This is a genomic window from Blastococcus sp. TF02A-26 (genome assembly GCF_003319125.1).
Classification (GTDB): Bacteria; Actinomycetota; Actinomycetes; order Mycobacteriales; family Geodermatophilaceae; genus Trujillonella.
In genome coordinates this window covers 168,195-190,735 of sequence record NZ_QOHG01000005.1, presented here as the reverse complement: position 1 = coordinate 190,735, position 22,541 = coordinate 168,195, and the positions used below count along the sequence as shown (strand labels likewise).

18 protein-coding genes are annotated in these 22,541 nt (G+C 71.5%); 11 read left to right on the top strand and 7 right to left on the bottom strand.

All coding sequences use genetic code 11. The features are described 5' to 3' along the window. Window positions 1–17 precede the first annotated feature (17 nt). The 9 genes from DQ240_RS07725 to DQ240_RS07685 all read left to right on the top strand — a co-directional run bounded on the left by DQ240_RS07725 (window position 18) and on the right by DQ240_RS07685 (window position 10,491). Entirely contained in the window at window positions 18–1,310 is a 1,293-nt protein-coding gene (locus DQ240_RS07725) for an acetyl-CoA C-acetyltransferase (protein WP_113839044.1), read from the top strand. A gap of 84 nt (window positions 1,311–1,394) precedes the next feature. Then, the gene (locus DQ240_RS07720) at window positions 1,395–2,750 is read left to right on the top strand and encodes a 3-oxoacyl-ACP reductase (RefSeq protein ID WP_113839043.1); all 1,356 of its coding nucleotides are present in this window, start codon (window positions 1,395–1,397) and stop codon (window positions 2,748–2,750) included. A gap of 1 nt (window position 2,751) precedes the next feature. Continuing rightward, complete coding sequence (locus tag DQ240_RS07715; RefSeq protein ID WP_113839042.1) at window positions 2,752–3,606, top strand: MaoC/PaaZ C-terminal domain-containing protein; 855 nt, start codon at window positions 2,752–2,754, stop codon at window positions 3,604–3,606. 14 nt (window positions 3,607–3,620) lie between these two features. Beyond that, a complete protein-coding gene (locus DQ240_RS07710; protein WP_113839041.1) occupies window positions 3,621–4,835 on the top strand; it encodes an acyl-CoA dehydrogenase family protein in 1,215 nt (404 codons plus the stop codon). A gap of 158 nt (window positions 4,836–4,993) precedes the next feature. Further along, entirely contained in the window at window positions 4,994–6,517 is a 1,524-nt protein-coding gene (locus DQ240_RS07705; protein WP_113839040.1) for an ABC transporter substrate-binding protein, read from the top strand. Then, window positions 6,442–7,458, top strand: coding sequence for an ABC transporter permease (locus DQ240_RS07700; RefSeq protein ID WP_233498575.1), 1,017 nt, complete (start codon window positions 6,442–6,444; stop codon window positions 7,456–7,458). Before DQ240_RS07705 ends, DQ240_RS07700 begins: the two co-directional genes overlap by 76 nt. Then, window positions 7,455–8,393 carry an ABC transporter permease gene (locus tag DQ240_RS07695; protein WP_113839039.1) on the top strand — a complete coding sequence of 313 codons (939 nt, stop codon included), beginning with the start codon at window positions 7,455–7,457 and terminating at the stop codon, window positions 8,391–8,393. Before DQ240_RS07700 ends, DQ240_RS07695 begins: the two co-directional genes overlap by 4 nt. Then, a complete protein-coding gene (locus DQ240_RS07690; protein WP_113839038.1) occupies window positions 8,390–9,409 on the top strand; it encodes an ABC transporter ATP-binding protein in 1,020 nt (339 codons plus the stop codon). Before DQ240_RS07695 ends, DQ240_RS07690 begins: the two co-directional genes overlap by 4 nt. Beyond that, complete coding sequence (locus DQ240_RS07685) at window positions 9,406–10,491, top strand: ABC transporter ATP-binding protein (RefSeq protein ID WP_233498574.1); 1,086 nt, start codon at window positions 9,406–9,408, stop codon at window positions 10,489–10,491. Before DQ240_RS07690 ends, DQ240_RS07685 begins: the two co-directional genes overlap by 4 nt. An 87-nt stretch (window positions 10,492–10,578) precedes the next feature. On the opposite strand, the gene DQ240_RS07680 is transcribed toward DQ240_RS07685, so the two are convergent. Together DQ240_RS07680 and DQ240_RS07675 are read right to left on the bottom strand one after the other, a co-directional pair. After that, on the bottom strand, window positions 10,579–13,059 hold the full coding sequence (locus tag DQ240_RS07680) for a DcrB-related protein (RefSeq protein WP_113839037.1): 2,481 nt from the start codon (window positions 13,057–13,059) through the stop codon (window positions 10,579–10,581). A 56-nt stretch (window positions 13,060–13,115) separates the two neighbouring features. Further along, window positions 13,116–13,874 carry an SDR family NAD(P)-dependent oxidoreductase gene (locus DQ240_RS07675; RefSeq protein WP_113839036.1) on the bottom strand — a complete coding sequence of 253 codons (759 nt, stop codon included), beginning with the start codon at window positions 13,872–13,874 and terminating at the stop codon, window positions 13,116–13,118. Window positions 13,875–13,945: 71 nt separating this feature from the next. On the opposite strand from DQ240_RS07675, the gene DQ240_RS07670 reads away from it, so the two are divergent. Both DQ240_RS07670 and DQ240_RS07665 read left to right on the top strand, forming a co-directional pair. After that, the gene (locus DQ240_RS07670) at window positions 13,946–14,710 is read left to right on the top strand and encodes an SDR family NAD(P)-dependent oxidoreductase (RefSeq protein ID WP_158548587.1); all 765 of its coding nucleotides are present in this window, start codon (window positions 13,946–13,948) and stop codon (window positions 14,708–14,710) included. A 211-nt stretch (window positions 14,711–14,921) separates the two neighbouring features. Further along, window positions 14,922–15,551: a hypothetical protein gene (locus DQ240_RS07665; protein ID WP_113839034.1), complete on the top strand. Its 630-nt coding sequence runs from the start codon at window positions 14,922–14,924 to the stop codon at window positions 15,549–15,551. Here the strand turns inward: DQ240_RS07665 and xerC are convergent. From xerC to DQ240_RS07640, 5 genes are all read right to left on the bottom strand, one after another. Further along, window positions 15,515–16,603: a tyrosine recombinase XerC gene (gene xerC / locus DQ240_RS07660; protein ID WP_113839033.1), complete on the bottom strand. Its 1,089-nt coding sequence runs from the start codon at window positions 16,601–16,603 to the stop codon at window positions 15,515–15,517. The two genes, DQ240_RS07665 and xerC, sit on opposite strands and share 37 nt — an antisense overlap. 42 nt (window positions 16,604–16,645) lie before the next feature. Next, window positions 16,646–16,834: a helix-turn-helix domain-containing protein gene (locus DQ240_RS07655; RefSeq protein ID WP_113839032.1), complete on the bottom strand. Its 189-nt coding sequence runs from the start codon at window positions 16,832–16,834 to the stop codon at window positions 16,646–16,648. A gap of 8 nt (window positions 16,835–16,842) precedes the next feature. Further along, on the bottom strand, window positions 16,843–17,445 hold the full coding sequence (locus DQ240_RS07650) for an RDD family protein (protein WP_113839031.1): 603 nt from the start codon (window positions 17,443–17,445) through the stop codon (window positions 16,843–16,845). After that, entirely contained in the window at window positions 17,442–19,169 is a 1,728-nt protein-coding gene (locus DQ240_RS07645; RefSeq protein ID WP_158548585.1) for a type IV secretory system conjugative DNA transfer family protein, read from the bottom strand. The genes DQ240_RS07650 and DQ240_RS07645 overlap by 4 nt, the downstream gene beginning before the upstream one ends. Window positions 19,170–19,317: 148 nt before the next feature. Next, window positions 19,318–22,332 (bottom strand): AAA family ATPase, encoded by a 3,015-nt coding sequence (locus tag DQ240_RS07640; protein WP_113839029.1) that lies wholly within the window; start codon window positions 22,330–22,332, stop codon window positions 19,318–19,320. Between the last annotated feature and the right edge of the window lie 209 nt (window positions 22,333–22,541).

Genomic DNA, 22,541 nt, shown 5'->3' with positions numbered 1-22,541 from the left:
CGTCCCCGGAGGTCCCCATGGCAACCACCCGTCAGGCCGCGATCGTCGGTGGCAACCGCATCCCCTTCGCCCGGTCCAACTCGAGGTACGCCCAGGCGTCCAACCAGGACATGCTCACCGCGACGCTGGACGGGCTGGTCGCCCGCTTCGGTCTGCAGGGTCAGCAGGTCGGCGAGGTGGTCGCCGGCGCCGTCCTCAAGCACGCCCGTGACTTCAACCTGACCCGCGAGTCCGTGCTGGGCTCCAAGCTCGACCCGAGCACGCCGGCCTACGACGTCCAGCAGGCGTGCGGCACCGGCCTCGAGGCCGCGATCCTGGTGGCCAACAAGATCGCCCTCGGGCAGATCGAGTCGGGCATCGCCGGTGGTGTCGACACGACCTCCGACGCGCCGCTGGCCGTGGGCGAGGACCTGCGCCGCATCCTGATCTCGCTGAACAGCGCCAAGACGCTGCAGGAGCGGCTGAAGGCGATCGCGAAGATCCGGCCGGGCATGATCGCCCCCGAGATCCCGCGCAACGCCGAGCCACGCACCGGTCTGGCCATGGGCGAGCACGCCCAGCTCACCGCGCACGAGTGGGAGATCGGCCGCGAGGAGCAGGACGAGCTGACCGTCCGCTCGCACCAGAACATGGCCGCCGCCTACGACCGCGGGTTCTTCGACGACCTGGTCACCCCGTTCCTCGGCCTCTCGCGGGACCAGAACCTGCGCCCGGACTCCTCGCTCGAGAAGCTGGCGAAGCTGAAGCCGGTCTTCGGCAAGGCGCTGCCCGAGGGTGCCGAGGCGACGATGACGGCGGGCAACTCGACGCCGCTGACCGACGGCGCGTCCGCGGTGCTCCTGGCCTCCGACGAGTGGGCCGCCGAGCACAACCTCCCGGTGCTCGCCCACCTCGTCGACGCGCAGACCGCCGCGGTGGACTACGTGCACCGTGGCGAGGGCCTGCTCATGGCGCCGGTCTACGCGGTGCCGCGGATGCTCGCCCGCAACGGTCTCACGCTGCAGGACTTCGACTTCTACGAGATCCACGAGGCGTTCGCCTCCACCGTGCTCGCCACGATGAAGGCCTGGGAGGACCCGGCCTACTGCAAGGAGAAGCTGGGTCTCGACGCGCCGCTGGGCGCCATCGACCGGTCGAAGCTCAACGTGTACGGCTCGTCGCTGGCCGCCGGGCACCCGTTCGCCGCGACGGGTGGGCGGATCGTCGCCTCGCTGGCCAAGACCCTCCACGAGGCCGGCCCCGGCAAGCGCGGGCTGATCTCGATCTGCGCGGCCGGCGGCCAGGGCGTCGTCGCGATCCTCGAGTCCTGACCCCCCTCACGTTCCACGTGCAACTGTGCGGTTCTGCCCCGGGCAGAACCGCACCGTTGCCCACGGCATCAGGAAGGACCTCCCGTGGCTGACTGGTACACGAACTTCGCCAACTCCGGCGTCGGCACGACCATCACCAAGCAGCTCGGCCTGCCCCGGCCGGCCGTGCTGCGCCGGTACGAGCCGGGGCAGCCGCTGCTGCCCGGCCCGGCCGTCCTCGGCTCGGCCGGCGAGGGCCGGCTGCGCGACACCCTGACCCGCGTGCTGAAGGACGCCGGGGTGACCGTGCAGTCCGCCGTCGTGGCCGACGGCTCCACCGACGGCGAGAAGCCCGCCGCGGTGCTGCTCGACGCCACCGGGGTCACCGGCCCCGCCCAGCTCGCCGCCGCGCACGACTTCCTCGCCCCGGCGGTCAAGCGGCTGCGGGCCTCCGGCCGCGTGCTGGTCCTCGCCGACCCGCCGTCGGCCACCGACTCGCCGGCCACCGCCGCGGCCCGGCAGGCGTTCGACGGGCTCGTCCGCTCGATCGGCAAGGAGCTGCTCGACGGGTCGACGGCGAACCTGGTCTACGTGCCCGAGGGGGCGGAGACCTCGCTCGCCTCGCCGGTCCGCTTCTTCCTCTCCGGCCGGTCGGCCTACGTCGACGGTCAGGTGCTCACCCTCTCGGCCGCTGACGTGCCCACCGGGGAGGACGCCGAGAAGCCGCTGGCGGGCAAGGTCGCCGTCGTCACCGGGGCCGCGCGCGGCATCGGCGCGTCGATCGCCCAGGTCATGGCCCGGGACGGCGCCCACGTCGTCGCCGTCGACATCCCCGTTGCCGGGGAGGCGCTGGCCGGGGTCGCCAACGAGATCGGCGGGACGGCGCTGCAGCTGGACATCACCGCCGCCGACGCGCCCCAGCGGCTGGTGGAGCACCTGCGCGAGCGGCACGGCGGGGTCGACGTGGTCGTGCACAACGCCGGGATCACCCGGGACAAGCTGCTGGTCAACATGGACGCCGCCCGCTGGAACTCGGTCATGGCGGTCAACCTGCAGGCCCAGCTGGACATCACCGAGGCGCTGCTGGCCGCCGACGGGCTGCTGCGGGAGAACGCCCGCGTGGTCTGCGTCAGCTCGCAGTCGGGCATCGCCGGCAACCGCGGCCAGACCAACTACGCGGCGTCCAAGGCCGGCGTCATCGGGATGGTCCGCGCCTGGGCGCCGGAGTTCGCCGGGCGGGGGGCGACGATCAACGCCGTCGCGCCGGGCTTCATCGTCACCGAGATGACCGCCAAGATGCCGTTCGGCACCCGGGAGGTCGGCTCCCGGATCAACTCGCTGAGCCAGGGCGGGCTGCCGGTGGACGTCGCGGAGACGATCGCCTGGCTGTCCCAGCCGGGCAGCGCCGGTGTCAACGGTCAGACCGTGCGGGTCTGCGGCCAGTCGATGCTGGGGGCGTGAGATGGCCACGACCGTGCTCGATGCGCCGCCGAACATGGCGGCGCTCTTCGCCAAGGCCGCGCTGACCGCGCGCGGCCGCGGGGGGGACCTGCCGGAGACCCGGCTGGCGCGCACCGGCGTCGCCGTCGACCCCGCCGAGGTGGCGGCCTACGCGCGGGTGTGCCGGTTCCCGTTCGCCGACACCCTGCCGGCGACGTACCCGCACATGCTCACGTTCCCGCTGCAGATGGCCCTGATGAGCGACCGCTCCTTCCCGCTCGCGCTGCCGGGGCTGGTGCACGTCCGCAACACCGTCGACCTGCTCCGGCCGATCGGCCTCGGTGAGCAGCTGGACCTCGAGGTCTGGGCCGAGCGCTTCGCGCGGCACCGCAGCGGGGCGACGGTGGACCTGTGCGCCTCGGTCTCGGCCGACGGCGCCGAGGTCTGGCGCAGCCGGTCGACCTACCTGGCCCGCGGCGCGAAGGCCCCGGAGGGAGCGCCGGAGGCCGACGTCGACGTCGAGGTGGGGGAGCTGCCCCCGGGGACCATCACCTGGCGGATCCCCGACGACGCCGGCCGCCGCTACGCGAAGGTCTCCGGCGACGTGAACCCGATCCACCTGTCGGGCCTCACCGCGAAGGCGTTCGGGTTCAAGCGGGCCATCGCGCACGGCATGTGGGTCAAGGCGCGCGTCCTGGCGGCGGTGGAGAACCGGCTGCCCGAGGCGTTCACCGTCGACGTCGCCTTCCGCAAGCCGCTGTTCCTGCCCTCGACCGTCACCCTCGCCACCGTCGAGCGCGACGGCGGCTGGGACGCCGCGGTCCGCAACGCGAAGACCGGCACCGACCACCTGCTCGCCACCATCCGCCCCCTCTGAGAGAGGCCCCCCGCATGCCCGTCTCGTTCGACCTCACCGAGGACCAGCTCGAGCTGCAGAAGTGGGTGCACGAGTTCGCCGCGAACGTCGTGCGTCCGGCCGCGAACGAGTGGGACGAGCGGGAGGAGTTCCCGTGGCCGGTGCTGCAGGAGGCCGCCAAGATCGGTCTCTACTCGCTGGACTTCTTCGCCACCCAGTGGTTCGACGAGTCCGGGCTCGGCATCCCGATCACCATGGAGGAGCTCTTCTGGGGTGACGCCGGGATCGGGCTGGCGATCGTCGGCACCACGCTGGCCGCGGCCAGCGTGCGGGCCAACGGCACCGACGAGCAGGTCGGCCAGTGGATCCCGGCGATGTTCGGGACCGAGACCGAGCCGAAGGTCGCGGCCTTCTGCTCGAGCGAGCCCGATGCCGGGTCCGACGTCGGCGCCATGCGCACCCGCGCGGTCTACGACGAGAAGACCGACGAGTGGGTGCTCAACGGCACCAAGACCTGGGCCACCAACGGCGGCATCGCCGACATCCACGTGGTCAACGCCGTCGTCGACCCCGAGCTCAAGGCGCGCGGGCACGCCAGCTTCGTCGTCCCGCCGGGGACGCCGGGCATCAGCCAGGGGCAGAAGTTCCTCAAGCACGGCATCCGGGCCTCGCACACCGCCGAGGTCGTGCTCGAGGACTGCCGCGTGCCCGCCGACTGCCTGCTCGGCGGCCGCGAGAAGCTCGACGAGCGGCTGGCCCGCGCCCGCGAGGGTCTGAAGAGCGGCCGCACCCAGCCGTCGATGGCGACCTTCGAGCGCACCCGGCCGGCGGTCGGCGCCCAGGCGGTCGGCGTGGCGCGGGCGGCGTACGACTACGCGCTGGAGTACGCCAAGACCCGGGAGCAGTTCGGCCGGGCGATCATCGAGAACCAGTCGATCGCCTTCATGCTCGCCGACATGAAGACCTCCATCGACGCTGCCCGGCTGCTGGTCTGGCGCGCGGCGTGGATGGCGCGGGTCGGCAAGCAGTTCACCGCCGCCGAGGGTTCCATGTCCAAGCTCGTCGCCGGCGAGACCGCCGTCCGGGTCACGGAGAAGGCGATGCAGATCCTCGGCGGCAACGGGTTCACCCGCGAGTACCCGGTGGAGCGGATGGCCCGCGACGCCAAGATCTACACGATCTTCGAGGGCACCTCGGAGATCCAGCGGCTGGTCATCGCGCGCACGATCTCCGGCGTGCACGTGCGCTGAGGCCGGCTCCACCGCGCAGCGGCCGTCGTCCCTCCCGGGACGGCGGCCGCTGTGCGTGTGTGACGACGGTGCAACGATCCCTGGCTCGACCTGCGAGGTCGGACGACCGGGAGCAAGGTCGGGGACGGACGACGTCGCCGAGCTGCCCGGAGGTCCCCGTGCGCACGACCCGACTGCTGCCCCTGCTCACCGCCGGCGTGCTGCTGCTGGCCAGTTGCGGCGGAGGCGAGGACGTCGACACCGGCGGCGGAGGCGGGGGCGGGGACAACGTGCTCGTCGCGGCGGTCGCCGCACAGCCCGACCAGTTCGACCCGCACGCGACGACGGCCTACGCCAGCTTCCAGGTCCTCGAGAACGTCTACGACACCCTCATCGTCCCCAACCCCGACGACCTCACGATGGAGCCGAGTCTGGCCGAGTCGTGGGAGACCAGCGAGGACGGCCTGACCTGGACGTTCACCCTGCGCGACGGGGTGACCTTCCACGACGGCAGCGAGTTCGACTCCGCCGACGTCGTCTACAGCTACCGGCGGATCATCGACGAGGAGCTGGCCAACTCCTACCGGTTCGCCACCGTCGCCGACATCGCCGCGCCGGATCCGCGGACCGTCGTCATCACGCTGACCCAGCCCACTCCGAACCTGCTCGAGCAGATCGGCGCGTTCAAGGGCATGTCGATCGTCTCGGAGAACGCCGCGGAGGAGTTCGACCTGCAGACCGAGGCCAACGGCACCGGGCCCTTCCGGTTGGAGAGCTCCGACGCGAACAGCACCGTGCTGACCGCGTACGAGGACTACTGGGACGGCGCGCCGAGCGTCGACGGCGTCGAGTTCCGCTACATCTCCGAGGGCACCGCCGCACTCACCGCGCTGCAGAACGGCGAGGTGCAGTGGACCGACAACGTGCCGCCGCAGAACATCGAGTCGCTCGCCGACGACGACAGCGTGGAGCTCGGCTCGGCCACCAGCGTCGAGTACTACTACCTGTCGCTGAACTACGACCGGGCGCCGTTCGACAACCCCCAGGTCCGGCGCGCGATCGCCACCGCCCTCGACCGCGAGGAGATCGCCCAGGCGGCCCGCTTCGGCGCCGCGCAGCCCAACCAGACCGCGATCCCCGAGGGCAGCGCCTACTACCTCGACTACGCGCCCTACACCCCCGACGAGGACGCCGCCCGCCAGCTCATCGAGCAGTCCGGCGTCCCGACGCCGATCACGCTGGGCCTGATGGTCACCGACGAGGACGCCGAGTCCGTCGCGGCCGCGCAGGTCATCGCCAGCCAGCTGGAGCCGATCGGCGTGAACGTGGAGATCGAGGAGGAGGACCTCGCCACCTGGCTCGACCGCGAGGCCCAGGGCGACATGGACTCGTTCCTGTTCAGCTGGATCGGCAACATCGACCCGGCCGACTTCTACGAGCAGCAGCACCTGTCCACCGGCGGCAGCAACTACCAGGGCTACAGCAACCCGCAGGTCGACGACCTGCTGACCCGGGCCTCCACGGAGACCGACCAGGCCGCCCGCAAGGACCTGTACGACCAGGCCGCGCGGATCATCGTCGACGACGCGTCCTACATCTACCTGTTCAACCCCGACGTCGTGCAGGCGTGGGCGCCCGGGCTGACCGGCTACACGATCCGGGCCGACGCCGCGATCAACTTCGAGAACGTGGAGCTGCCCTGACCGGCTACCTGCTCCGGCGGGTCGGCCAGGCGCTCGTCGTCCTGGCCGGGGTCAGCGTCCTCGTCTTCTCGCTGATCCACCTGGTCCGGGGCGACCCCGTCCGGCTGGCCCTGGGCACCCGCTACTCGCAGGAGACCTACGACGCGCTGCGGGAGCGCAACGGGCTGGACCTGCCGCTGGTGGAGCAGTACTTCCGCTGGGCGGGCAACGCGGTGACCGGCGACCTCGGGGTCAGCTTCCGCAGCGGCGAGACGGTGACGTCGCTGATCGCCGAGCGGCTGCCGGCCACGCTGACGCTGGCGGTCGCCGCGCTCGTCGTGGCCCTGCTGATCGCACTGCCGCTGGGCATGCTGTCGGCGCTGCACCCGCGCTCGCTGGTCGACCGCTTCGCGACGGTGGTCAGCCAGCTCGGCATCTCGGTGCCGGACTTCTGGCTGTCGATCATGCTGATCCTGATCTTCGCCGGGACCCTCGGCTGGCTGCCCTCGGGCGGCTACGTGCCGCTCACCGAGGACCCGTGGGGCTGGTTCCAGCGGCTGATCCTGCCCGCGGTCGCCACCGGCGTGGTCTCCGGCTCGGTCATCACCCGGTTCGTGCGGTCGAGCATGCTCGAGGCGCTGGGCTCGGACCACGTGCGGACGGCGGAGGCGAAGGGCCTGCCCACCCGCCAGGTGCTCAGCTGGCACGTGCTCCGCAACGCCCTGCTGCCGCTGGTCACCGTGACCGGGGTGCAGCTGGCCTACCTGCTGTCGGGCGTCGTCGTCGTGGAGATCGTCTTCTCCTGGCCCGGGCTCGGTCAGCTGGCGCTGCAGGCCGTCCGCGACCGTGACTTCCCGGTCCTGCAGGGCGCGGTGCTGCTCTTCGCGCTCGTCTTCCTGGTGATCAACCTGCTGGTGGACCTGCTCTACAGCCGGATCGACCCGAGGATCTCCCGCCGATGACCCAGCTGCCGACCCCCGGGGCGAACCCGGCCGAGCCCCCGCCCGCGGAGCCGATCCCGCCGAGCCGCCCCGCCCGCCCGCGGTGGCGGGAGACGCTGGGCCTGCTGGCCCGCAACCCGACCGCCGCCGTCTCCGCGGTCGTCCTCGTGCTGATCGTCCTCGTGGCGCTGTTCGACGAGACGCTGGCTCCCGACGGCCCCAACGACCAGGACCAGTCGATCGCGCTGCAGCCACCGAGCTGGAGCCACCCGTTCGGCACCGACGAGTTCGGCCGGGACATCCTCAGCCGGGTGGTCCTGGGAGCCGGGACGTCGCTGCGGGTCGGCTTCCTCTCCGTGGCCTTCGCCCTGGTCGTGGGCACGCTGATCGGCCTGCTCGCCGGCTTCTACGGCAAGTGGGTCGACGACGTCCTGATGCGGCTGATGGACATGCTCTTCGCCTTCCCGGCGGTGCTGCTGGCCATCGCGGTCGTGGCCATCCGCGGCACCGGGCCGGCCAACGCCATCCTCGCCATCGGCATCGTCTACGTGCCGATCTTCGCCCGGGTGACCCGCGCCAGCGTGCTCGGTGTGCGGGAGGAGGTGTACGTCCGCGCCTCCCGCTCGATCGGGGCGTCGGACTTCCGGTTGCTCACCCGGCACGTGCTGCCCAACGCCGCACCGCCGATCATCGTGCAGACCTCGATCAGCCTCGCGTTCGCCGTCCTGGCCGAGGCGGCGCTGTCGTTCCTCGGCCTGGGCCCGCGCCGCCCCAACCCCTCCTGGGGCCTGATGCTCGCCGACGGGCGCGGCTTCATCGAGCAGGCCTGGTGGTACTCGGTGTTCCCGGGCCTGGCCATCGTGCTCACGGTGCTGTGCTTCAACCTCCTGGGCGACGGCCTGCGCGACGTGCTCGACCCGCGACAGCGGACGCTGACGGCCGGGAGCGGCAGATGACGGCGCCGGTGCTGGCGGTCGAGGACCTGCGGGTGCAGCTGCGCACGCCGCGTGGCACCGCGCACGTGGTCAACGGGCTCGACTACACCGTCGGGCCCGGCGAGACGGTCGCGGTGGTGGGGGAGTCCGGCAGCGGCAAGAGCGTCTCGGTGCTCGCGCTGATGGGTCTGCTGCCGGCGCGGACGGCGACCGTGACCGGGCGGGCGCTGCTGCAGGGGGAGGACCTCCTGGCGATGTCCCCGGACCGGCTGCGGCAGGTCCGCGGCCCCGGCATCGGGATGGTCTTCCAGGACCCGATGACCTCCCTCAACCCGGTGCTGACCGTCGGCCGGCAACTGGTCGAGGGCATCCGGGCGCACCAGCAGGTGACCAGGCAGGCGGCCCGGGCGCGGGCGGTGGAGCTGCTGGCCGAGGTCGGGCTGCCCGATCCGCAGCGGGCGGTCGACCGGTACCCGCACGAGCTGTCGGGCGGCATGCGGCAGCGGGTCGTCATCGCGATCGCGCTGAGCAACTCCCCGGCGCTGCTGGTCGCCGACGAGGCCACGACCGCCCTCGACGTCACCGTGCAGGCGCAGATCATCGACTTGGTCGAGCGGCTGCAGAGCGAGCACGGCACCGGCGTCGTCTGGATCACCCACGACCTCGGCGTCGTCGCCGGCATCGCCGACCGGGTGCTGGTCATGTACGGCGGCCGGTGCGTCGAGGACGGCACCGTGGACGACGTCCTGGAGCGGCCGGCGCACCCGTACACCCGCGGGTTGCTGGGGGCGCTGCCCGACCTCGCCGAGCCGCTGTCCGACGGCCGGCGCCCGGACCTCGCGACCATCCCCGGCGTCCCGCCGCCGCCGACCGACCTTCCGGCCGGCTGCGTGTTCTGGCCCCGCTGCCCGGTGCGCGGCGACGCCCGCTGCGAGACCGAGCAGCCGCCGCTGGCGTTCGTGGAGAGCCTGTCGCGCGCGACAGGCTCCTCCCTGCCGCACCGCGCGGCGACGTGGTGCGGGGAGGGCGCCCGATGAGCGACGTCCTGCTCTCGGCCCGCGGGCTCGAGGTGCACTTCCCGATCCGGTCCGGCGGGGCCCTCCGGCGGACGACCGGTGCCGTCCGGGCCGTCGACGGCGTCGACCTCGACATCCACCGCGGCGAGACCCTCGGCCTGGTCGGTGAGTCCGGGTGCGGCAAGTCCACGCTGGGCAACGCGCTGCTCCGGTTGGTCGAGCCCACCGGCGGCACGGTCACCTTCGACGGCACCGACGTCACCGCGCTCGGCCGGCGCCAGCTGCGCGAGCTGCGCCGCCGGGCCGGGATGGTCTTCCAGGACCCGTTCGCCTCGCTCGACCCGCGGCGCACGGTCGCCCAGACGGTGTCCGAGCCGCTCGAGGTGCACGGCCTGCACGGCGGCCGCCGGGAGCGGACGGCGCGGGTCGGCGAGCTGCTCGAGCTGGTCGGCCTCGACCCGGCGGTGGCCGACCGCTACCCGCACGAGTTCTCCGGCGGCCAGCGGCAGCGGGTCGGCATCGCCCGCGCGCTGGCCGGCGAGCCGGACTTCCTGGTCTGCGACGAGGCCATCGCCTCGCTCGACGTGAGCGTGCAGGCGCAGGTGCTCAACCTCCTCCGCCGTCTGCAGCAGCAGCTGGGGCTGACGCTGCTGTTCATCTCCCACGACCTCTCCGCCGTCCGGCACGTCGCGGACCGCATCGCCGTCATGTACCTGGGCCGGGTGGTCGAGGTCGGCCCGGCGGAGGCGGTCGGGACCCATCCGCAGATGCCGTACACGCAGGCGCTGCTGTCGGCCGTGCCCGTTCCGCACCCGGAGCTGGAGCGCAACCGGCAGCGGATCGTGCTGCGCGGCGACGTCCCCTCCCCGGCGGCGGTGCCGTCGGGTTGCCGCTTCCGGACCCGCTGCCCGCAGGCGTTCGAGCCGTGCCCCGACGTCGACCCCGCGCTGCAGCCGGTCGGCCCCGCCGACGGGCACCTCGCCGCCTGCCACCTGCACGGCGTGGTGGGCACGCCGGTGTCGCGGGAGGACGACGTGCCCGAGGGGCCGACGCCGGGGGACGCCGCCCGCGCGCCCCGGGACGCCGGACGCGAGCGACGCTGAGCTCCTGCGACGGGCCGGTCCGCCGCTGACCCGGCCCTCGAGGCGCGGTGCCGCCCGTGTCGCCGAGGGCCGCCGCCCGGCCCGCGGTCAGGCCGGGGGACGGGGTGGCAGCTGGGCGAGGACGGTGGCCGCCGTCGACCCGCCCGTCGGTGCGGGGGCACCCCGGGGCGCGCCCGTGTCGAAATCCAGGGAGCGCAGGACGTCGTCGACCACCTGGGCGACGGCGCCGAACGACGCCGCGGACGTGGTGGCCGACGCGGTGAACCCGGTGCCCGGCGCGGTCGCGTACACCTGCACCTGGGTGATCCGCGCGCCGCCCGGCGCGGCCCAGGAGAACAGCCGCGCGTAGGCCGGCCCCGAGGCCAGCGGCAGCACCGTGAGCACGTGCTGCTGGTACTGCGGGAACTCTGCGACCAGCCGGTCGCCGTGGCCCTGGGCGTACTGCTCGGCCCCGACGCCCGGCGGCAGCGGTTCCCGGGAGACGACGACGGTCGACTGCCCGTCGGGCGCCCGCAGGGTCCAGCTCTCGGCGACCGACCACCCGTCGGGCACCCGTGCCCGCAGCCGGCTGTCGGTCCACTCCGGCCCGCTCACCACGACGTCCCCACCTGGACCAGGGCGGGCGGTCGCGTCGCCGGGACCGGCGGACGCCCGCAACCGGCCGTCGCGCAGGTCCAACACGGGTGCGCCGGGGGAGGGCGTCGTCGCGACCGCGGCGTCGGCGGCGACGGCGACGAGCGCGAACGGCTCCCGCGTCTGCAGGACCGGGCGGAGGGCGCCCTCGCCGGTCACCACACCGAGGACGCCGGGGGAGTCGGAGCCGGAGAAGCCGTACCAGCGGGCGGCGGTGCGCCGGTCCACCGCCGAGCTGACCAGCACCGCGCGCGGGGTGGCGGCCACCTGCGTCCACCCGCCGGCGCGGAGCTCGAACAGGACCGTGCCCTGCCCGTCGAACCGGGTGGCGACCGCGGCCGGCACCTCCCCGGTCAGCAGCCGGGCGGCGACCGGGCCGGTCGACGCCGGTCGCCGGCCGTCCACCGCCGGTCCCGAGGAGTCGGCGGTGAGCAGCACCTCCCCGTGCCGGAGCCGGCCGGTGGCCCACGGCGGGCCGTCGGGGTCGGTCTGCATGGCCAGCGCGCCCTCGGCGGAGACGGTCAGGTGGTGCTGGGCCGGCCGGTCCCAGGCGTCGCGTCCGGGGACGGCGAACCAGAGGCCCTCGCCCCGGGTGTCGGCCGCCGTCGGCTCGACCCAGCCGGGCACCTCGCTCGGCGCGGTCGGCGGGTAGATCCCGCTGACCGGCAGCTGCATCCGCTGCCACGGGTCGGCCGCGGGGTCGCCGAGGCGGACGAGGTCCAGCCGGTGCAGCCGGTAGCGGTGCACCGTCGCGCCCTGGGCCACGGCACGGCGCCCGGCGTCGTCGGGCGCGTCGGCCGGCCCGGCGGGCTCGGTGACCAGCACGTGCACGGCCGACGGCGAGGCGACCAGGTGCAGCAGCCCGTGCGGGGGGAACGCGGTCCGGTGCAGCAGCTGCAGGCCGGCGTCGAGCACCAGCAGCTCCCGGCCGACGACGACGGCGACGCCGCCGCGGTGGACGACGCACTGCTCGGGGTGCCCGGCGAGGTCGACGACGCCGTCGGGGACGACCGCGCCGGGGGCGAAGCGGCGCAGCTGCCAGCGGCCGTCCCAGTCGACGCAGCAGGCGACGACCCCGGCGTCGGTCGCGCCTGCGGTGTGCACCATCGGCGCGAGCACCTGGGCGCTGCGGGGGAGCTCCAGCAGGGGGGTGCTCGCCGGCCGGTCGGCGGCGTCGGCGGGTGCGAGCAGCGGCACGGGCGCGCGCGGGACCACCACGGGCCGGGCGGTGACGACCAGGGGCGGCTCGACGTCGGGGGACAGCTCCGGTGCCAGCTCGCCGACGGTGCCGGCGAAGACGCCGACGAGCCGGCCGACCGCGGTGACGGTCGACCCCTCCGCCGGCAGGTCGGCGAGGACCTCCGGCGCGGCGCAGACGTCGAGGGCCAGTCCGGCGGTGTCCACGGTGAGCACCGCGAACGAGCGCCCGGTGCGGCCCGACGTCCGGCGCTGCGCCGCGCGGACGACGCCGGTCACCGCGGCGAGGGGCTCCCCGGGCGGGCAGGAGAGCGCGGGCTCCGCGTCTCCGGTCGAGACGCGCTCCGCGGCCAGCGACAGCCGCAGCCGGGTGGTGCGGCCGCGGCGGTAGGCACCCGGTCCGGCGTGCGCGAGGTCGACGAGGCCGGTGACCAGCTGCACGTCGTCCGCGCCGGGGAGGTCGGCGACCAGGCGGGAGCGCCAGAAGTCCTCGTGGTCGGCCAGGAGCTCCCGGCAGACGACGGTGGTGACCGGGCCGGCCCAGAACCCGGGGACGGCGCTGTCCTCCCCGGCGTCGGCCGAGGTCACGCCGAGCAGCCCGCCGCCGGCGTCGACGTCGAGGCGGAAGGTGACCCCCTCCGCCGCCGGCACCAGGGGCAGTCCGCGGCGGCGCACCTCGGCGGCGTGCTCGCGCAGGCCGGGATCGCTGCCGCCGACGCTGGCATACGGGGTGGGCACGCGCTCTCCTGCCGGTCGTTCGGGAGTGCGCGCAGCATGCCACGGGCCCGGACCGCTCAGCGGGCGCTCCAGGCGGCTCCGTCCAGTCGCAGCGTGTTCCCGCTGACGTAGGCGGCGTCGTCCCCGGCCAGGAAGGCGACGGCCCGGCCGACGTCCTCCTCCGGCCGGCCGATCCGGCCCAGCGGGATCCCGGCGCGGTACCGCTCGCGCTGCTCGGCCGTGAGGTCGAGGTCCAGCGACGGCGACTCGACGATCGGGACGACGGTGTTGGTGCGGATGCCGTCGGGTCCCCACTCGACCGCCGCGGCGACGCCGATCGTCTCGATGGCCGCCTTCACGCCGGCGTAGACGCCGTAGTGGGCGGGCCGGCGCAGCGCGCCGCTGGCGAAGTTGACGATCGACCCCCCGCCGGCCGCCTTCATGTGCGGGTGGCAGGCGCGCATGAGGGCGAGCGTGGCCACCGGGCCCGACGTCCACAGCTCGGCGATCTCCGCGTCGGTGACGTCGAGCAGGTCGGCCGCCCGCATCGCGGGCGCCTGCGCGGCGTTGACGAGGACGTCGAGCCGGCCGAACGCCGCGACGGTGTCGTCCACGACCGCGAGCCGAGCCGCCGCGCCGGTGACGTCGGCCGGGGAGACGCGCGCCGTGCCGCCGGCCGCGGCGATCTGCGCGGCGACCGACTCCAGCGGCGCGCGGGTGCGCCCCACGCAGACCACCGACGCACCCTCGGCGGCCAGCGCCAGGGCACAGCCCCGGCCGGCGCCCTGGCCCGCCCCGGTCACGATCGCCACGCGGCCGGTCAGCCGTCCGTCCACGGTTCCTCCCTTGACACGGCGCGGAGGCTCCGCTCCGCTGCGGGTCAATCATTAGCAGTGGAGGGGTGCGCGTGGACGGTCTCGAGGGCAGGGTCGTCGTGGTCGCCGGCGGTGGCGGGGGGACCGGCCGGGCGACGGCCCGCCTGCTCGGCGCCTCCGGTGCCCGGGTCGTGGTCGGCGACATCGACGTCGACCGGGCCGAGGAGGTCGCCGCGGCGATCCGGGCCGGCGGCGGCGAGGCGGTGGCCGTCGCGTTCGACATGGGCGACCCGGCCAGCAGCGCCGCCCTCATCGGGACGGCGGTCGAGCGCTACGGCCGGCTCGACGGGCTGCACAACGTGGCCGGCAACCCCGCCGCGCACCGGCACGACGGTGACGTCGTCTCCACGCCCGACGGGACGTGGGACCTGCAGTTGCGCTCCCACCTGCTGGCCTACGCCGCGACCTGCCGGACGGCGATCCCGCTCATGCTGGACGGGGGTGGCGGGTCGATCGTCAACACGTCGTCCAACGCCGCCCGTGGCGCCGGCACGACCCGGATCGCCTACCAGGCGGCGAAGGCCGGGGTGGAGACGCTGACCCGGCACGTGGCCGCCACCTGGGGCAAGCGGGGCGTCCGCTGCAACGCGCTGAGCTACGGGGTGGTGCTGACCGACAACGCCCGGGCGCAGCTGTCACCAGCGTTCCTCGCCGCGGCGCTGGCGCAGACGTGGAGCCCGCGGCTGGGCGAGCCCGACGACGTCGCGGGGCTGGCCGCGCTGCTCCTCTCCGACGCCGGTGCCTGGATCAACGGGCAGGTCATCGACGTCAACGGCGGCATGCTGCTCACCGGGTGACGCTGCGGTCCCCGTGCGGGCGCTAGCCTCGACCGGCCAGGAGGGCTCGCCTAGTGGCCGATGGCGGCGGTCTTGAAAGCTGCTAGGCATTGAGCAATGTCCCTGGTCAGCGCCTCGTTAGTACCGCTCGTTGGCTCGCCGTGCAACGGCTGTGCGACAACGCTTCGCCTGCGTGCCGGGTCAACGCAGCTGTGTCGCGTAGGAAGTCGCCATGGGTGACGTGCGCATCCCGGCGCTCGCAACGCTGCTGGCAGCAGTGATCGCAGTGGCGGGCTCGATCTACGTGGTGTGGCGCAACGGCCGTCAGCAACTCCGAATCCAACGAGCGGAGTTCGCTGAGCAAGCCGCGGTGCGTGGGTCCGAACAGCGCCGCGCGGCGTGGACCAGCGAAGTCGAAGCCTGCGTGGCCTTCGACGCTGCAGTGGCAATGGCGCTGGGACGCCTGCGGACCATGGTCGGGTTGGTGGGACGCCCAGCGGTTCGTCGCCGGCTCCTTGGGCCAGCGTGGGCTCAGCAGTGGCATCGAGAGGTCTTCGAGGCTGCCGCCGAGTTCGCGGTTCCGCTGTCGCGGGTGCGACTCACGGCGCGACCGTCCGTGCGCGATGCCGTGTCAGCGGTCGCTGATGCCTTCGAGGTCGCGACGACCGCTGTTAGCTCGATCCCCTTACGCGTCCCCGAGGTGCTGCTGGCCGGCCCTCTCGGGCGGCCGTGGCGGGCGCGGGTGGACGCCGCGATCGAGGCCGTTCAAGCAGCTCGCCGAGACCTGGCGGAGGTTCTCGAGGAAACAGCCAAGGCCCCTGGGGATCAGCCCAGCTTCGACAGCAATGCCGCCAGGTCCTGATCCCGACTGGCAGCAGCGTGCTGGTAGATCAACGCGGCCCGAGCGCTGGCATGGCCTGCTCGACGCTGCACCTCGGCGAGGGTGCCGCCCAACTGTGCGGTGAGCGTCAAGCCGGCATGGCGGAGGTCATGGAGATGCACGTCGGGTCGCGCGACCTTCTTGCGAGCGGTCTGCCAGGCGTTCTGCACGTGCATGGCCCGCAGCTGGCTGCCATCGCGGCGCGTGAAGAGATACGACTGAGGCAGGCCCGGGTGGTCGTGCAGATGCTGGCCAAGGAGCGCAACGGCTTGGTTGGGCAGAGCGATAGTGCGCTGACTGGCGACCTTGGGGGCCGTCTCCACAGGACCCTGACTGCGAATCTCGACGTGCTGGCGCTCGATGCGCAGCGTTGCTGCGCTCAAATCGACGTCGCGACGCTGTAGGGCCACGGCTTCGCCGATGCGCAGGTGCGCCCAGAAGATCGTGGCTGTTGCCGTCCGGAGGTAGACGGGCATGGCGTCGATGAGCGCGAGGACGGTGTCCAGGTCGAGCAGCGGGCGCTCGGGGCTCGACGGCTGACCCGCGCCCGTAATGCGACAGGGGTTGCGGGCAATGGCGTCGTCGGCCATCGCGGTGCTGAGGATGGAGCGCAGGAGAGCGTAGGCCTGTCGTGTCGCCGTCGGGCCCGTTGCGCTAAGCGTTGCTGCGTGCCAGGTCCGCACGACAGCGGGGGTGATCGCGCTGAGTCGATGGTCGCCGAGGGGCGGGAGCAGCCACGCGTCGAGGCTGTGCTGGTAGGTCTGCAGGGTCCGGGGCGCGAGCGGCCGGCCTCTCACGGTGCGCTGGGCCAGCCAGGCCGCGGCGTAGGCGCGCAGGGTCACTTGGCCAGCGACAGGATCGACCCAGGTGCCAGCCGACAGCTCGGTCTCGATGCGAGACAGCCACCGAGTGGCATCGCCTTTGGCGATGAAGGTCTGCGGCCCGGTGCGACGCTTGCCGTCAGGGCCCAGGTAGCTGGCCTGGTAGCGCCCCGAGGGCAAGCGCCGCACTGAGCCGAAGCTTCTCCGCGCCATGAGAGCCTCCGAGCCTTTGAGGGGGCGCTCAGTGTCGCGCGGTCATGCGACAGGATCGATGGTGTTGGCCGCGATGAAGGCATCGAGGGCGGACTTCTTGATGCGCACGTACTTGCCGACCTTGACGTAGGGGATGCGTCGATCCGCTACGACCCGACGGATGAAGCGCACTCCGACGTTGAGGTACTCAGCGGCCTCCTCCACCGAGAGCAGCCGGTCGCCTGCGTCCAAGGGTTACCTCAGGTCCACTCGGAGCGCGCGTAGTCGTAGGGCAACTCCGGCTCGGCTTCTCCTTCACGAATCACGATGGTGCGAGCCACTCGGTCTCCCCAGGAGCGGTTCGTCCTCGAGAACCACACGCTCAGCCAGCCAACGTAGGCATCGACGAAGATCACCATCACGGCGCGGACCATGAGCTGCCAGTTGGACGGGTAGAAGACGCGCACTTCCCCGGATTCGTCCTGGCGCACCGAAACCACCCGCGTGCCCATGATCCGGCGAGCCCAGAGGTTCTGGCCCTCATGTTGAGGGGCCACGCACAGGCAGAACCAGTAGCCAGCCAGCGTTACTGCGAAGGCGAGGAAGGCGGCATTGAACCGCCAGAAGGCCGAGTCGGCCGACGCGTACATGTCGTCCTGGTTGTTCATGACGAAGAGCCAGCAGAGCCACGCAGGTGCGTAGACCAGTGCGCCGGTGAAGAGGCGGCGGCCCTTCGACGGCAGGCGCATCCCCAGGTAATAGCGGCCGGGACGTTCCGCGCGCATGAGCTTGGGAAGCGGACCAGACGTTGCCTTGCGCCGACGCCTCTGCACCCAGTCGTTGTTGATCTCGCCGTAGTTCACTGAGAAGCACCCATCTCAGCGGCGTTGCGGCCGAGAATGGATCGACGGGTCCGATCGAGCTGCTGGCGGGCGTTCCAGTAGCGCTGTTCCCAGTGCCCAAGGCCGAAGGTGTGGCCCACGTAGCCGTCGAAGAGGTTCGGTACCCGCAGCAGACGCCGGGGGTCATCGAGGGGCAGACGGGCGATGTCTTCCATCGTCTGAACCAGGATTGGCACCCACGGCCGAGCCCGGTAGTAGGGCGCGTTGTGGACCCACTGGTGCGAGCCGTCGGGGCGCAGCCACAGCACCGCGTCCGGGTGCTGGGGGTGTCCTTGCACGATGGCATCGAGGGGAAGAGCGGGCACGAGCTGCTGGGTCACGCTCATGCCAGAGGACTGGGTGACCGGGTCGAACAGTCCGGAAGACGAGGTGCCCTGGTTGGAGCCCTGAACCTCGATCCAGGCCTGGCCGGCAATCGCGCTGATGGCCTGCAACGTCTCGGAGTCTCGGATACCCCGGAAGATCAAGACGTTCTGGAACAAGGTGAGCAGCCCCTTGCCCAGCTCGGCACCCCAGATGCGCTTGGCCTGGCTGATGTCCTGCAGCACGCCGACGGTGACCATGCCTTCGTTGCCGATGGCGAGCTGGTCCGGCAGGTCGTAGATCGGAGCCATGGTGGCCAGCTCGTCGAGCATGAAGGTCAGCGGCGGCCTATGCGCCAAGCCTGGACGATCAGGATCGGTGTCAGCTCGGAAGAGCTTGCGGCGTCGGCTGCGAGCCTGGGCGAGAAAGGCAGCAACCACTGGCCCCATGACCAGGGTCTGTTCGGCCGCGGTGATGAAGACGGTGTCGTAGGCGCCCTCCAACTGGCAGTCGCCGTCCCAGTTCATGGACTCTTGCTCCGCTTCCGGCTGTCCGGCCACGAACGCATCGATGCTGAAATTGGGATCCTTGGTGGTGGCCAGCACCGACGGCAGCGAATAGGCGCGCAGGGCTCGTGACGCGGTGGCAAAGACGCTGGCACGCTGGCGATCGGGGGCGTTAGCGAGACCGGCGAGTGCGTCAGCGACGTCCTCATGGCCCCGCTCCTCGAGGACAGCCAACATCTCGGCCATGCCCCACGGCTGGCCGTCCCCGCCATCGCGTGGGTTGTTGATCATGGAGACGACCCACGCCATGTCATGGCCGAGGCGCGCTGCGTAGAAGAGGAAGCAGGCCAAGGTGAAGGCGGCCTGGTCATCGAAGAAGGCGTTGGTGTCGCTACTGGCCTGACCGGGCTCCTTCGAGGACTTCACAATGGCGGTCGCTGTCAGTTGGGCTGTGCCCCAGTCTCGACACATTGGGACTGGTGAGTAACGCAGCTCATTCATACCGGGCGGCACGGCATCGCCGTCGAGGGAGTAGAACCAGACGGTGCCCACGAGGGCTCGTGCCATGACCAGCGGCGCGATGATGTCCCCCTTGGAGCTGGTGACGATGACAGGACCCCGGGCGCAGAGCACCTGGGCAACCACGTTGCCCGACGTCTTACCTACTCCCTGGGACGGCCCGAGAACCAACAGGTTGGTGTTCGGCTGCGACATGATGAGGTCGCCCGCAATGCCGATGTAGACGCAATTGTCGGGCAAGCGATCGGGGTTGTGAGCCCGCCAGGAGTACAGGTGGTGGTAGCTCTCGATGCCGGCAGCGGCGGTCTCTGGCTCGATCTCATCCGAGTCGGACCACTTCCACCGTGAGCGTGCCATGAGTAGCCCTCCGTGATCGTCTCGGTAACGCTGCGTTGAAGTTGCAGCCATGAGATTCACACCGAGGAGGGAGATGTCGCGTCCCCCTCAAGGGTGAGGAGTTTCTTCCCCCTGAGGCCCCTACACCAGGTAGTGGAGCGAGGTGCTTCTAGTAGCTGATGCCGCGATCGATCTCTTGCTCTGTGGAGCGACGGATCGTGAACCGGCTCGGCCGAGCCGGCTCGGGCGCTATGTCGGTGGAGGGCCTCGCGGGTGCAACGACAGGCAGCTCGGCTTCGACATCCCTCTCGGGCACCTGGTCGAGACGCCAGGAGATGACCGCGGCGGGGTCCTTGGCGCTTCTCAGCTCCCGGTCCTCGATGGCCTCGGCCAGCATCGCCGTCGCGTCGTTGCCCTGGTCTTTCAGCTCTTGGAGGGTGGCGACGAGGCCGGGGTACGCCGGCGACTGGGAGATGACCCGAGCCAAGTCCTCGCCGTAGTGCTCGGCAATCCAGTCCGCTCGTTCGTCGGCCGCAGTGGCCGCGACGTCGCGGTCGAAAGGCTTGCGAGCCGGCTCGGTTGGCTCATGGCGCTGGTGCCACGTCGCTGAGCGCTTCTCGTAAGGGACCGACCAGGCGCGGGCCAAGGCGTCGAAGGGCTCGTCGCCCAAGGTGTCCCGGTCGAGATAGACGTGGGCTTCGTGGCGGGCGCGGGTCAGCTGGGAGTAGCCCGAGTTCGCGTTCGCCGTGGCGATGCCGCCGGGCATCACCTGCACCATCTCAACTTCGCCGCCCTGCAGCTTGTTCGCGTGCTGGGCATAGGCCAGCCCTACTGGCTGGCGGTGTTCGCTGGCCTGTAGCCAGACCGTGGCCAGGCGGTCGCCGAGAGCGATCTGTGCGCGTCCTGTGGCGGGGTCGAGGCCGACGACCGTGCCCGCGGTGCCGTTTCGGATCGGCGCATCGTCGCCCTGGTAGGTGCGTAAGAAGATCACCTGGTCGCCCCGGTGAATCAGCCAGCGACGGCCCTGCTCGACGTCTTCCACCTCGAATCCTTGGCCGGCGAGTTCTCTGCGGGTCAGGCGGTCACGCTGGATGAAGCGGTTCATGGTGTCCACGTCGTGGTTCGACGTCTCGATGACCTGGCGAATCTGTTCGGCCGTGTAGCTGCCGAGGTCCCGCATGTTGGTGTAGTCGCGCATGACCCGCTGCAGGCGAGCAGAGCGGTCCTCATCGATGTGGATGCGCTGGCGCTCATCGAGGTTGGCCACGGCCTCCGGGGCCTTGCCAACTCGGAGCAGCTCGTAGTCGCGGATGTCGGCAGCATCGCGGTGGCGATGCACCCTGGTGAGCAGGACCGAGCCGTGTTCGGCCACCGATTCGCCGTACCAGCCTGCAGGTCCAATGGGCGAGAGCTGCTTCGCGTCGCCCACGAGCACGACGCGTCCTGAGCCAGCGATCCGCAGTAGCTCGGCCATGCGAGCGGTGTCCATCATGGCCGCCTCATCGACGAACCAGACCGTTCTTGCGGTGACGGTGAGCCTGCCGGCGTCGATGCGCCCGGCCAGGCTTTCGACCGATCCCCAGTCGTCGGCTTCGAGCTTGCGGCCCGTGCGCTCGGCGGTTGCTGCTGCCGTGGAGGCCACGATGAAGCGGTCCGCGGTCCCAGCGAGCCGATGGGCGTCGCGAGCAGCGGCCAGCAGGGTCGTCTTGCCACTGCCGGCATAGCCCTCGATGTGGACCCAGCCGGAAGCCCCACAGGCGGCGGCAACGCCGCGCTGCTGTTCGGCATCGAGGCGCACCGGCTGGCGGGCCAGAGCCCGCCGCACGAGCGCCTCAGGGACCCGCGGCAAGCCCTGGCGGGCCTTCTCGCGCCGCCGAGCGGTGATGAAGTGCTCGCGGTCTAACTGGACGTGGGTGGTGTAGAGCTGGTGTCGATCGTCAGCTGCTGGGCGCACCACCACCAGCGCTTCGCGGAGCTCAGCTTCGTAGCGGCGTAGCTCCTCGCGGGTGAAGCCGAGACCGATGGCGTTGCGGGCTATGGCGATCGCGATGGTGTCGCCGCTGAAGGTGGCGTCCTTGATGCACAGCCCCTTGGCTGACATCAGCCGGTCCCACAGCTCGACGGCTCGGTCGTCGTAGTCCGCTCGCTCGAAGGTGCCGGGCGGAACCAAGCCCGCATCGAGGCCCTGAGCCCGAGCGCTGTCGAGCCAACGCTGGCGCACCGGGCGGCTGTCCATCTCCTTATCGGCCTTGCGTCCCCGGGTGACGCTCATGATCTGGTTTAGCTCGGCATCCGTTGGCGGCCGGTGCCACTTTTCCTCGAAGTCGCGGACGATGGAGTAGGTCCGTTCGTGATTGGTGGACCAGAACTTCCGCAGCTTCGGATCAGACGCCTGAGGCTCGAAGGAGATGCGACCCGAGCGCGAGGAGTGCAAGTCGCTGTAGTCGAGCTTGTAGCCGAGGTTCTCGATGTTGCGGGACACCTCGCCCATGAAGATTGCGTCCCGAAACACCGCTGAGCGCTTAATGCCAGCTTCATCAGCCGTTAGCCAGCGCCCGTGGGCCTGGCAGGCGGTGAAGGTGGCGCAGTGGACGTGCAGATGCGGATCAGCGGGCGATCCGCGGTCGATGGTGTCTTGTGTAGGTCGTGCGGTGAATTGCAGAGCCGGTGTGCAGAGCAGTTTGGCGGTCACTCGCTCACTGGCGGGCTTTCCGGTGACGGGATTCCGGCCAGCGGGTACGCGGGCGACTCGTGCGTGACTCTCGACCCCTTCGGTCCAAGCAACCTTGGCCGCAGCCAGCACCGCGTCAGCTATGGCTTTGGCCTCTGCCTCTGAGTGGGCCCGGGCGTAGAGTTCGCTGATGCCCTTGGGGACGGCGAATACGACGTCGATCATGGGTGTACGCACGCCAAGTTCTCGACCGATGATCTCCTTCGTTTCGGAATCACGAACCTGGCGATAGCCGCTGGAAACGAGCTTTTCGCCGTTCCAGCGCCCATCGAACAATTCGGACCACTGCTCTTTCGTGATGCCGGATTCAAGCCCGAGTTCTTGGGCGAGATCCCCCCACACGTCGTTAAAGCCCTCGGCAACGTCGTAGTAGCCGAGCACCTTCTCGTCGTCCTTCAGGTACTTGAAGACGGACGCGGCAGACCCGGTGAGTTTGCTGCTTCTGGTCGCCACGGCCGCTGCTCCCCTCCTCGCCCGCCAAGCACGCTAAGTGACTGATGCCCGCAGCCTGTCGCCCCTGCGGGCCGCCGTCAAGAGCGAAATGAAGAAGCGCACATAGACGCATTCGGCTGCGCCGAATGCTGAACTACCAGGGGTTTTGACCACTGCTTACCGATGTAGCCCACCGTTCGCCATGGCTCCCCACTGCCGCCTCGCGCGAA